The organism is Pantoea hericii, assembly GCF_014155795.1.
Classification (GTDB): domain Bacteria; phylum Pseudomonadota; class Gammaproteobacteria; order Enterobacterales; family Enterobacteriaceae; genus Pantoea; species Pantoea eucalypti.
This window is the reverse complement of the sequence record NZ_SCKV01000011.1, coordinates 18426-28267: the sequence shown is the minus strand read 5'-3', so window position 1 is coordinate 28267 and position 9842 is coordinate 18426. Positions and strand designations below refer to the sequence as shown.

At 50.8% G+C, this 9842-nt stretch carries 18 protein-coding genes; 17 read left to right on the top strand and 1 reads right to left on the bottom strand.

The window, feature by feature from the left end:
- The 3 genes from H7K52_RS18600 to bfr form a co-directional block, all read left to right on the top strand.
- Positions 1–109, top strand: a 109-nt coding sequence (locus H7K52_RS18600; RefSeq protein ID WP_463139860.1) for an EF-Tu C-terminal domain-related protein, incomplete at its 5' end; no start/stop codon positions are given.
- A 171-nt stretch (positions 110–280) separates the two neighbouring features.
- Positions 281–475 carry a bacterioferritin-associated ferredoxin gene (bfd, locus tag H7K52_RS18595; protein WP_008927140.1) on the top strand — a complete coding sequence of 65 codons (195 nt, stop codon included), beginning with the start codon at positions 281–283 and terminating at the stop codon, positions 473–475.
- A 99-nt stretch (positions 476–574) separates the two neighbouring features.
- The gene (bfr, locus tag H7K52_RS18590) at positions 575–1048 is read left to right on the top strand and encodes a bacterioferritin (protein WP_008927139.1); all 474 of its coding nucleotides are present in this window, start codon (positions 575–577) and stop codon (positions 1046–1048) included.
- Here the strand turns inward: bfr and H7K52_RS18585 are convergent.
- Positions 1035–1808, bottom strand: coding sequence for a prepilin peptidase (locus tag H7K52_RS18585; protein WP_182630337.1), 774 nt, complete (start codon positions 1806–1808; stop codon positions 1035–1037). The two genes, bfr and H7K52_RS18585, sit on opposite strands and share 14 nt — an antisense overlap.
- A 393-nt stretch (positions 1809–2201) precedes the next feature.
- Here H7K52_RS18585 and rpsJ point away from each other — a divergent pair, with 393 nt between their 5' ends.
- From rpsJ to rplX, 14 genes are all read left to right on the top strand, one after another.
- On the top strand, positions 2202–2513 hold the full coding sequence (gene rpsJ, locus H7K52_RS18580) for a 30S ribosomal protein S10 (RefSeq protein WP_001181005.1): 312 nt from the start codon (positions 2202–2204) through the stop codon (positions 2511–2513).
- A 32-nt stretch (positions 2514–2545) separates the two neighbouring features.
- Complete coding sequence (gene rplC / locus H7K52_RS18575) at positions 2546–3175, top strand: 50S ribosomal protein L3 (RefSeq protein ID WP_003850712.1); 630 nt, start codon at positions 2546–2548, stop codon at positions 3173–3175.
- Positions 3176–3185: 10 nt separating this feature from the next.
- On the top strand, positions 3186–3791 hold the full coding sequence (gene rplD, locus H7K52_RS18570) for a 50S ribosomal protein L4 (RefSeq protein ID WP_003850711.1): 606 nt from the start codon (positions 3186–3188) through the stop codon (positions 3789–3791).
- Complete coding sequence (rplW, locus tag H7K52_RS18565) at positions 3788–4090, top strand: 50S ribosomal protein L23 (protein WP_003850708.1); 303 nt, start codon at positions 3788–3790, stop codon at positions 4088–4090. The genes rplD and rplW overlap by 4 nt, the downstream gene beginning before the upstream one ends.
- 17 nt (positions 4091–4107) lie before the next feature.
- Complete coding sequence (rplB, locus tag H7K52_RS18560; protein WP_008927137.1) at positions 4108–4929, top strand: 50S ribosomal protein L2; 822 nt, start codon at positions 4108–4110, stop codon at positions 4927–4929.
- Between the two features lie 16 nt (positions 4930–4945).
- Positions 4946–5224: a 30S ribosomal protein S19 gene (gene rpsS / locus H7K52_RS18555; protein WP_001138115.1), complete on the top strand. Its 279-nt coding sequence runs from the start codon at positions 4946–4948 to the stop codon at positions 5222–5224.
- Between the two features lie 13 nt (positions 5225–5237).
- On the top strand, positions 5238–5570 hold the full coding sequence (gene rplV / locus H7K52_RS18550; protein ID WP_008927136.1) for a 50S ribosomal protein L22: 333 nt from the start codon (positions 5238–5240) through the stop codon (positions 5568–5570).
- 17 nt (positions 5571–5587) lie between these two features.
- Positions 5588–6286 carry a 30S ribosomal protein S3 gene (gene rpsC / locus H7K52_RS18545; protein WP_008927135.1) on the top strand — a complete coding sequence of 233 codons (699 nt, stop codon included), beginning with the start codon at positions 5588–5590 and terminating at the stop codon, positions 6284–6286.
- Positions 6287–6298: 12 nt separating this feature from the next.
- Positions 6299–6709, top strand: coding sequence for a 50S ribosomal protein L16 (rplP, locus tag H7K52_RS18540; RefSeq protein ID WP_008927134.1), 411 nt, complete (start codon positions 6299–6301; stop codon positions 6707–6709).
- Positions 6709–6900 (top strand): 50S ribosomal protein L29, encoded by a 192-nt coding sequence (gene rpmC / locus H7K52_RS18535; protein ID WP_003850146.1) that lies wholly within the window; start codon positions 6709–6711, stop codon positions 6898–6900. Before rplP ends, rpmC begins: the two co-directional genes overlap by 1 nt.
- Positions 6900–7154 carry a 30S ribosomal protein S17 gene (gene rpsQ, locus H7K52_RS18530; protein ID WP_003850147.1) on the top strand — a complete coding sequence of 85 codons (255 nt, stop codon included), beginning with the start codon at positions 6900–6902 and terminating at the stop codon, positions 7152–7154. The genes rpmC and rpsQ overlap by 1 nt, the downstream gene beginning before the upstream one ends.
- A 388-nt stretch (positions 7155–7542) precedes the next feature.
- Entirely contained in the window at positions 7543–8895 is a 1353-nt protein-coding gene (locus H7K52_RS18525; RefSeq protein WP_182630336.1) for an 8-oxoguanine deaminase, read from the top strand.
- Positions 8896–9143: 248 nt separating this feature from the next.
- The gene (gene rplN, locus H7K52_RS18520; RefSeq protein WP_006120590.1) at positions 9144–9515 is read left to right on the top strand and encodes a 50S ribosomal protein L14; all 372 of its coding nucleotides are present in this window, start codon (positions 9144–9146) and stop codon (positions 9513–9515) included.
- A gap of 10 nt (positions 9516–9525) precedes the next feature.
- Positions 9526–9840, top strand: coding sequence for a 50S ribosomal protein L24 (gene rplX, locus H7K52_RS18515; RefSeq protein ID WP_003850150.1), 315 nt, complete (start codon positions 9526–9528; stop codon positions 9838–9840).
- Positions 9841–9842 lie beyond the last annotated feature (2 nt).

Here is a 9842-nt window from a genome sequence, read left to right as displayed (position 1 = left end):
GGTTGTTACCCTGATCCACCCAATCGCAATGGACGAAGGTCTGCGCTTCGCAATCCGCGAAGGCGGCCGTACCGTTGGCGCGGGTGTTGTTGCTAAAGTTATCGCTTAATTGTGATATCTGCTGTAGTCGTGCAAACGGCCACTGCAACACAGATAAAAGAGCACTTCGGTGCTCTTTTTTTTTGCTCTGAATAAGCCATAACCCTGCAAAGGGTGGGTTTGAAATAAAAACTATTCGCATTTACACTGTGTATAGAAAATGTACCAGAGTGATGAATCAATGTACGTCTGCCTTTGTAATGCCATCAGTGATAAAACCCTTCGTGAAGTCGTGCGTCGCTATCAGCCTGAGTCTATCCAGCAACTGCGTCAGTTTGTGCCAGTAGGCAAACAATGCGGCAAATGCGTTCGTGCTGCGCGTGAAATCCTGGATGAAGAGATGCAAAATCCGCCACTCTATAAAGAGATAGCCTGACGAACATCGGTGTGTGAATACCCACAATATCTGTCACGCTTTTTTGACTTCTTTTTAACCGCATCTACGCTCTAATAAATCAGACGCGGAGGGTTAACAATGAAGGGTGATATCAAAGTTATTAGTCATCTCAATAAACTGCTTGGAAATGAACTGGTTGCTATCAACCAGTACTTTCTGCATGCACGCATGTTTAAAAACTGGGGACTGATGCGCCTCAATGATGTGGAGTATCACGAATCAATCGATGAGATGAAGCATGCTGACAAATATATTGAGCGCATTCTTTTTCTTGAAGGCATTCCAAATCTTCAGGATCTGGGACGTCTGCGTATTGGAGAAGACGTTGAGGAGATGCTGAGTTCAGACCTGAATCTGGAGCTGGAAGGCGCTAAAGATCTTCGTGAAGCGATCTCCTATGCTGATAAAGTTCATGATTACGTCAGCCGTGACATGATGATTGAAATCCTGGCGGATGAAGAACACCACATCGACTGGATTGAGACGGAGCTTGAGCTCATCCAGAGGATGGGCATCCAGAACTATTTGCAGGCTCAAATCAAAGAAGAGTGAACCGCGCCTGAAGTACAAGCATCACCCAGCCCGCAATGGCCAGGAACGGCCCAAAGGGTAGCGGGCTGTCCATCTGGACTACGCCCCGTCGTTGCAACATCACGATGGTCGCTAACGCCAGAACTGTAGCACCCAGCGCAATCCAGGGTAATGCCTGCCAGCCACAGCAGGCACCTAGTGCTGCGAAAAGCTTGATATCGCCATAGCCTAACCCTTCAAATCCCCTTACCAGCCGATAGCCCCAGGCAAGCAGCCACAACGCACAGTATCCAGTCAGGGCGCCCCATATCGCCGCTGTTTCATTTCCGGTTAGTGAGGCGTGCAGTAATCCCATCCAGAGCAGCAGATAGCTTAGCGGGTCGGGTATACAGTAGTGGTGACAATCGATAGCTGCTATCAGTAGCAAAAGCGCTGAGGCTGTGATGATGAAGATCGCATCTGAAGAGTCGGCAAAGCTTTCCAGCACCAGTAAGCAGAGCATTGCAGTCAGACATTCCATGACAAAGCTCGATTCGCTGAATAGCTGATTGCAGAAACGACACCGTCCTTTTAAGACTGGCCAGCTGACCAGCGGCAGTTTATCGCGCCATAGCAGGCGCTGCTGACAATGGGTGCACCGTGACCCGGGGAAGCAGAGTGAGGCAAACCACTGGTCAGGAGGGAGGGCAGGAGAGAAGCGCGCACAGGCCAGAGACAGAAAGCTTCCTAATGCACCTCCGCCAGCCAGAACAGCGATTTGAGTAATAAAGGGCAGGGACATGGTTATGCTCCAGGTAAAAGGTGACGAACACTCTCACCGGCTTGCTGTTCTGTGTCATCTGCGAATGAGGAACCCCGGAAATGTGCTCACAATTGAATCCATGATTTATCAGCCTTAAAGCAGTTCACTGCGACGCGCGCCTCACACGTCGGCCACTATTTAGCAGGGAAAAGCGCAACACGGGTTGCTTCCTGAACAGATTTACGTATAATGCGCGGGCCTGCAGATATTGCAGGCGCGATTCGAGCAGAATCGCAGACGGCTGAATTTTAGGCCGCCTGACAATACTCCCAATTGTGGAGTTATATGCTGAACGATTACACTCTCCCATCAATCGTAATGGGCTCGAGTAGTAATTTTTTTCGTCTATAAAAAGTTTGGAGCTCTGGTCTCATGCAGAACCAAAGAATCCGTATCCGTCTTAAAGCGTTTGATCATCGTCTGATCGATCAATCAACCGCGGAAATCGTTGAGACCGCCAAGCGCACTGGTGCGCAGGTTCGTGGTCCAATCCCGCTGCCAACCCGCAAAGAGCGTTTTACTGTTCTGATCTCTCCGCACGTTAACAAAGATGCGCGTGATCAGTACGAAATCCGCACTCACAAGCGTCTGGTAGACATCGTTGAGCCAACTGAAAAAACCGTTGATGCTCTGATGCGTCTGGATCTGGCTGCCGGTGTTGACGTGCAGATCAGCCTGGGTTAATCAGGTCATCGAGCGATTGAGAGGTTGAAACAATGATTGGTTTAGTCGGTAAAAAAGTGGGCATGACCCGCATCTTCACTGAAGATGGCGTTTCTATCCCCGTCACCGTAATCGAAGTTGAAGCGAACCGCGTTACTCAGGTCAAAGGCCTGGAAAACGATGGTTACCAGGCAATTCAGGTTACCACCGGTGCTAAAAAAGCAAACCGTGTGACCAAACCTGAAGCTGGTCATTTTGCTAAAGCTGGCGTTGAAGCTGGCCGTGGCCTGTGGGAATTCCGCACCGCTGAAGGTGAAGAATACTCTGTAGGTCAGAGCATCAGCGTTGAAATTTTCGCTGAAGTTAAAAAAGTTGACGTAACCGGTACCTCAAAAGGTAAAGGTTTCGCCGGTACCGTTAAGCGCTGGAACTTCCGTACCCAGGACGCTACTCACGGTAACTCCTTGTCTCACCGCGTTCCGGGTTCAATCGGTCAGAACCAGACTCCGGGCAAAGTGTTCAAAGGCAAGAAAATGGCAGGTCAGCTGGGTAATGAGCGCGTAACCGTTCAGAGTCTGGACGTGGTACGTGTTGACGCTGAGCGCAACCTGCTGCTGGTTAAAGGTGCAGTTCCCGGTGCTACCGGTAGCGACCTGATCGTTAAACCAGCTGTGAAGGCGTAAGGGGATAGCAATGGAATTAGTATTGAAAGACGCGCAGAGCGCGCTGACTGTTTCCGAAACTACCTTCGGTCGTGATTTCAACGAAGCGCTGGTTCACCAGGTTGTTGTTGCTTACGCATCTGGCGCCCGCCAGGGTACTCGTGCGCAGAAAACTCGCGCCGAAGTAACTGGTTCAGGCAAAAAGCCATGGCGTCAAAAAGGCACCGGCCGTGCGCGTGCAGGTTCTGTAAAGAGCCCAATCTGGCGTTCAGGTGGTGTGACCTTTGCTGCGAAGCCACAGGACCACAGTCAAAAAGTTAACAAAAAGATGTACCGCGGCGCGCTGAAAAGCATCCTGTCCGAACTGGTACGTCAAGATCGTCTGATCGTTGTCGAATCATTTGCTGTAGAAGCACCGAAAACCAAGCTGCTGGTACAGAAACTGAAAGACATGGCTCTGGAAGACGTGCTGATCATCACCGGTGAACTGGATGAGAATCTGTTCCTGGCTGCGCGTAACCTGTACAAGGTTGACGTGCGTGATGCATCCGGTATCGACCCAGTTAGCCTGATCGCCTTCGACAAAGTCGTTATGACTGCTGATGCAGTTAAGCAAGTTGAGGAGATGCTGGCATGATCCGTGAAGAACGTCTGCTGAAAGTACTGCGCGCGCCGCACGTATCTGAAAAAGCATCTAGCGCGATGGAAAAAACCAATACCATCGTTCTCAAAGTTGCTAATGACGCGACCAAAGCAGAGATCGTTGCTGCTGTTGAGAAACTGTTCGAAGTAGAAGTTAAAGACGTAAACACCCTGGTAGTTAAGGGCAAAGTTAAGCGTCAAGGACAGCGTATCGGTCGTCGTAGCGACTGGAAAAAAGCTTACGTCACCCTGAAAGAAGGCCAGAATCTGGACTTCGCTGGCGGCGCTGAGTAAGTCGGAGGAGAAAGACAATGGCAGTTGTTAAATGTAAACCGACATCTCCGGGTCGTCGCCATGTAGTTAAAGTGGTAAACGCGGAGCTGCACAAGGGCAAACCATTCGCCCCGCTGGTAGAAAAAAACAGCAAATCCGGTGGCCGTAACAACAATGGTCGTATCACTACCCGTCATATCGGTGGTGGTCACAAGCAGGCTTACCGTATTGTTGACTTCAAACGCAACAAAGATGGTATCCCGGCAGTTGTTGAACGTCTTGAGTACGATCCGAACCGCTCTGCGAACATCGCACTGGTTCTGTACAAAGACGGCGAGCGCCGTTACATCCTGGCCCCTAAAGGCCTGAAAGCCGGCGACCAGATTCAATCTGGCGTTGATGCTGCGATCAAAGCAGGTAACACTCTGCCGATGCGTAACATCCCGGTGGGTTCAACCGTGCATAACGTAGAAATGAAACCAGGCAAAGGCGGTCAGATTGCTCGCTCAGCTGGTGCTTACGTGCAGATCGTTGCTCGTGAAGGTTCTTACGTTACCCTGCGTCTGCGTTCAGGTGAAATGCGTAAAGTCGAGTCTGACTGCCGCGCAACACTGGGCGAAGTCGGCAACGCTGAGCACATGCTTCGCGTTCTGGGTAAAGCCGGTGCAGCCCGTTGGCGTGGTGTTCGTCCGACCGTTCGTGGTACCGCGATGAACCCAGTTGATCACCCGCACGGTGGTGGTGAAGGTCGTAACTTTGGTAAGCACCCGGTAACTCCGTGGGGCGTTCAGACCAAAGGTAAGAAGACCCGTAGCAACAAGCGTACCGATAAGTTTATCGTACGTCGCCGTAGCAAATAATATTAGAGGATAAGCCATGCCACGTTCTCTCAAGAAAGGTCCTTTTATTGACCTGCACTTGCTGAAGAAGGTAGAGAAAGCGGTGGAAAGCGGTGACAAGAAGCCTTTGCGCACTTGGTCCCGTCGTTCAACGATCTTTCCTAACATGATCGGTTTGACCATCGCTGTCCATAATGGTCGTCAGCACGTTCCTGTCTTTGTTTCCGACGAAATGGTTGGTCACAAACTGGGTGAATTCGCGCCGACACGTACTTATCGCGGTCACGCGGCTGATAAAAAAGCCAAGAAGAAATAAGTAGGAGGAAGAGATGGAAACTTTAGCTCAACATCGCCACGCTCGTTCTTCTGCTCAGAAGGTTCGCCTTGTTGCTGACCTGATTCGCGGTAAGAAAGTGTCGCAGGCACTGGACATTTTGACCTACACCAATAAGAAAGCGGCTGTACTGGTCAAAAAAGTTCTGGAATCTGCCATTGCTAACGCCGAACACAACGATGGCGCTGATATCGACGATCTGAAAATCACGAAAATTTTCGTTGATGAAGGTCCGACCATGAAACGCATTATGCCGCGTGCCAAAGGTCGTGCAGATCGCATCCTGAAGCGCACCAGCCACATTACTGTGGTTGTGTCCGATCGCTGAGACTCTGGAGACTAGCAATGGGTCAGAAAGTACATCCTAATGGTATTCGCCTGGGTATTGTAAAACCATGGAACTCTACCTGGTTTGCGAACACCAATGAATTCGCTGACAACCTGGACAGCGATTTTAAAGTACGTCAGTTCCTGACTAAGGAACTGGCTAAAGCATCTGTCTCTCGTATCGTTATCGAGCGTCCTGCGAAGAGCATCCGTGTGACTATTCACACCGCTCGTCCGGGCATCGTCATCGGTAAGAAAGGCGAAGATGTAGAAAAACTGCGCACGGTCGTCGCGAAAATCGCTGGCGTTCCTGCACAGATTAATATCGCCGAAGTCCGCAAGCCGGAACTGGACGCGAAACTGGTAGCTGACAGCATCACTTCACAGCTGGAGCGTCGTGTGATGTTCCGTCGTGCTATGAAGCGTGCGGTTCAGAACGCCATGCGTCTTGGCGCGAAGGGTATTAAAGTCGAAGTTAGCGGCCGTCTGGGTGGCGCCGAGATCGCACGTACCGAATGGTATCGTGAAGGTCGCGTGCCATTGCACACACTGCGTGCTGACATTGACTACAACACCTCTGAAGCGCACACCACTTATGGTGTAATCGGCGTTAAGGTATGGATCTTCAAAGGTGAGATCCTGGGTGGTATGGCTGCTGTTGAACAACCGGAACCGGCTGCTCAACCTAAAAAGCAGCAGCGTAAAGGCCGTAAGTAAGGAGAGTCGCTGATGTTACAACCAAAGCGTACGAAATTCCGTAAGGTGCACAAAGGCCGTAACCGCGGTCTGGCTGCGGGTACGGATGTCAGCTTCGGTACTTTCGGTCTGAAAGCTGTTGGCCGTGGTCGTCTGACTGCTCGTCAGATCGAAGCAGCACGTCGTGCTATGACCCGTGCAGTTAAGCGTCAAGGTAAGATCTGGATCCGAGTATTCCCGGACAAACCGATCACCGAGAAGCCGCTGGAAGTGCGTATGGGTAAAGGTAAGGGTAACGTAGAGTATTGGGTTGCCCTGATCCAGCCTGGTAAAGTCCTGTATGAAATGGACGGCGTACCAGAAGAGCTGGCCCGTGAAGCATTCAAGCTGGCAGCAGCAAAACTGCCTATCAAAACCACCTTTGTAACTAAGACGGTGATGTAATGAAAGCAACAGAGCTGCGTGAAAAAAGCGTTGAAGAGCTGAACACTGAGCTGCTTAATCTGCTGCGTGAGCAATTTAACCTGCGCATGCAGGCAGCATCTGGCCAACTGCAGCAGACCCATCTGCTGAAACAGGTGCGCCGTGATGTTGCACGCGTTAAGACTTTACTGACTGAGAAGGCGGGTTCGTAATGACCGATAAAATCCGTACTCTGCAGGGTCGTGTAGTAAGTGACAAAATGCAGAAATCTGCAGTTGTTGCTATCGAACGTTTTGTGAAACACCCGATCTACGGCAAATTCATCAAACGTACGACTAAGCTGCACATCCATGACGAGAACAATGAATGTGGAATTGGTGACGTGGTAGAAATCCGCGAATGCCGTCCACTGTCCAAGACTAAATCCTGGACCCTGGTTCGCGTAATCGAGAAAGCGGTTCTGTAATAAGAATTGTTTTTTCTGAGAAACCCTCTGCTTCGGCAGGGGGTTTTTTTTTGCCTGGTATCTGGCCTGTTCCATTCATGCCAGTGGTTGTACAAGTCTGAGAGCGTTCACAAATTTAACGGGGAGCCCGTGGGTCCTGCGGTTCATCAGTCAATGCGACCTGAAAATGCCACACGGGAGCGAGCGGTTTATCATCGCCAGGGAAGTGATGAGTCTTGAAAATGGAGAGTCATGATTGATTGTGTCGGCTACCGTTGAACGTTTTCACCGTTCACCGCACTACCTGTCACCCCAGCAACTGTCACTGCACTGCCTGCTATTGTCTCAGCCAAAAACTTGCCGCTAATATCGGATAGCACATAACCACTGACAACCCACAGGCAAGTTTATGACACGAACGCTGTTACTGAAGAATGCCGACTATGTGGTCTGCATGGATGCTGACCGTCAGGAAATACGACACGCCAGTATTTTGATAAAAGGAAATCAAATTGCTGCGGTTGGAGAAGCAGACTCATTACCTGATAACGCCGACGAGGTGATTGATCTCCAGGGACACATTGTTATTCCAGGCCTGATCAATACGCATCACCATATGTACCAGAGCCTGACCCGCGCTATTCCTGCGGTGCAAAATGGTGAACTGTTCAACTGGCTGACTCACCTCTATCCACTGTGGCAGAATTTAACGCCCGGGATGATTCAGGTGTCAACGCAGGTCTCAATGGCCGAGCTGATCCTCTCCGGCTGCACCACCACCAGTGACCACCTCTATGTTTACCCTAATGGTTGTAAGCTTGACGACAGCATTGAAGCCGCATCCTTAATGGGTATGCGTTTCCATGCGAGCCGGGGCAGCATGAGTGTCGGTCAATCCCAGGGTGGCCTGCCGCCCGATTCGCTGGTTGAGAGTGAAGCAGCCATTCTGAAGGATACGCAGCGGGTGATTGAGCGCTATCACGATGACAGCTATGGCTCGATGCTACGCATTGTGGTTGCGCCATGTTTACCGTTCTCGGTCAGCCGTGAGCTGATGAAGCAATCCGCAGCACTGGCACGCAGCTTCAACGTCTCTCTGCATACGCATCTGGCGGAGAATGACAGTGATATCCAATATAGCCGCGAAAAGTTCAACATGACACCCGCGCAGTATGTTGAAGACCTCGGCTGGGTAGGCCCGGATGTCTGGCATGCACACTGCGTCAAACTGGATCAGCCCGGTATTGAGTTATTTGCGCGTACAGGGACAGGTATCGCGCACTGTCCGTGCTCAAACATGCGTCTCGGCTCGGGCATTGCGCCGATAAGGCACATGTGCGATGCCGGAGTACATGTCGGTTTGGGGGTGGATGGTTCTGCCTCCAATGACAGCGCAGATATGATGGCAGAAGTACGTCAGGCCATGCTGCTGCAACGCGTGGGGGTCGGCCCGGATGCGATGACGGCGCGTCAGGCACTCGAACTGGCGACGCTGGGGGGAGCAAAAGTGCTGAATCGCAATGACGTGGGCGCTATTGCGCCGGGCATGATGGCTGATTTGGCTATTTTTGACCTCAATCGCATTGGTCTTGCCGGGGCAGGGCACGATCCCGTTGCTGCGCTGGTATTCTGTAATCCCGGCCAGGTCGCTTACAGCATCATTAACGGTAAAGTCAGGGTGCGTAACGGAGAACTGGCCGGAATTGACCTGCCAGCCATACTGCGTCAGCATAACCAACTAGCCAGAAAGCTGGTTGATTGAGTCAGAAGGGCACTTAATTTGGAAGGCGACGAAAAATAAGGCAGATTACATTTGCTACTGTTCGCACTATTCCCTAGAATACGCCCTCCCTGTCATCAGGGAAAATCAGCGGCTCGATTGAGAGCCGTTTATTTTTTCTACCCATCTGTGAGAACCGGTGTTACAATGCCGCGCCCTCAATTATGGGGCTTTCTAACGACCTGAGGTTTAGGTCCCGAAGTAGTAGTTGACATTAGCGGAGCACTAAAATGATCCAAGAACAGACTATGCTGAACGTCGCCGACAACTCCGGTGCACGTCGCGTAATGTGTATCAAGGTTCTGGGTGGCTCGCACCGTCGCTACGCAGGCGTCGGTGACATCATCAAAGTTACCATCAAGGAAGCAATTCCTCGTGGTAAAGTCAAAAAAGGTGATGTCCTGAAGGCGGTAGTGGTGCGCACCAGGAAGGGTGTTCGTCGCCCGGACGGTTCTGTCATTCGCTTCGATGGTAATGCATGCGTTATTCTGAACAATAACAGTGAGCAGCCTATCGGTACGCGTATTTTTGGGCCGGTAACTCGTGAACTTCGTACTGAAAAGTTCATGAAAATTATCTCTCTGGCACCAGAAGTACTCTAAGGAGCGAACAATGGCAGCTAAAATCCGTCGTAACGACGAAGTTATCGTGTTAACCGGTAAAGATAAAGGTAAGCGCGGTAAAGTTAAGAATGTCCTGTCTTCTGGTAAGGTCATCGTTGAAGGTATCAACCTGGTTAAGAAACATCAGAAGCCGGTCCCGGCCCTGAACCAACCAGGCGGCATCGTTGAAAAAGAAGCTGCTATTCAGGTTTCTAACGTTGCACTGTTCAACGCGGCAACTGGTAAGGCTGACCGTGTAGGCTTTAGATTCGAAGACGGCAAAAAAGTCCGTTTCTTCAAGTCTAACAGCGAAACTATCAAGTAATT

Bases quoted from the DNA above. Each gene is read 5' to 3' on its own strand.
- bfd (WP_008927140.1), top strand. From the start codon at position 281: ATGTACGTCTGCCTTTGTAATGCCATCAGTGATAAAACCCTTCGTGAA.
- bfr (WP_008927139.1), top strand. From the start codon at position 575: ATGAAGGGTGATATCAAAGTTATTAGTCATCTCAATAAACTGCTTGGA.
- H7K52_RS18585 (WP_182630337.1), bottom strand. From the start codon at position 1,808: ATGTCCCTGCCCTTTATTACTCAAATCGCTGTTCTGGCTGGCGGAGGT.
- rpsJ (WP_001181005.1), top strand. From the start codon at position 2,202: ATGCAGAACCAAAGAATCCGTATCCGTCTTAAAGCGTTTGATCATCGT.
- rplC (WP_003850712.1), top strand. From the start codon at position 2,546: ATGATTGGTTTAGTCGGTAAAAAAGTGGGCATGACCCGCATCTTCACT.
- rplD (WP_003850711.1), top strand. From the start codon at position 3,186: ATGGAATTAGTATTGAAAGACGCGCAGAGCGCGCTGACTGTTTCCGAA.
- rplW (WP_003850708.1), top strand. From the start codon at position 3,788: ATGATCCGTGAAGAACGTCTGCTGAAAGTACTGCGCGCGCCGCACGTA.
- rplB (WP_008927137.1), top strand. From the start codon at position 4,108: ATGGCAGTTGTTAAATGTAAACCGACATCTCCGGGTCGTCGCCATGTA.
- rpsS (WP_001138115.1), top strand. From the start codon at position 4,946: ATGCCACGTTCTCTCAAGAAAGGTCCTTTTATTGACCTGCACTTGCTG.
- rplV (WP_008927136.1), top strand. From the start codon at position 5,238: ATGGAAACTTTAGCTCAACATCGCCACGCTCGTTCTTCTGCTCAGAAG.
- rpsC (WP_008927135.1), top strand. From the start codon at position 5,588: ATGGGTCAGAAAGTACATCCTAATGGTATTCGCCTGGGTATTGTAAAA.
- rplP (WP_008927134.1), top strand. From the start codon at position 6,299: ATGTTACAACCAAAGCGTACGAAATTCCGTAAGGTGCACAAAGGCCGT.
- rpmC (WP_003850146.1), top strand. From the start codon at position 6,709: ATGAAAGCAACAGAGCTGCGTGAAAAAAGCGTTGAAGAGCTGAACACT.
- rpsQ (WP_003850147.1), top strand. From the start codon at position 6,900: ATGACCGATAAAATCCGTACTCTGCAGGGTCGTGTAGTAAGTGACAAA.
- H7K52_RS18525 (WP_182630336.1), top strand. From the start codon at position 7,543: ATGACACGAACGCTGTTACTGAAGAATGCCGACTATGTGGTCTGCATG.
- rplN (WP_006120590.1), top strand. From the start codon at position 9,144: ATGATCCAAGAACAGACTATGCTGAACGTCGCCGACAACTCCGGTGCA.
- rplX (WP_003850150.1), top strand. From the start codon at position 9,526: ATGGCAGCTAAAATCCGTCGTAACGACGAAGTTATCGTGTTAACCGGT.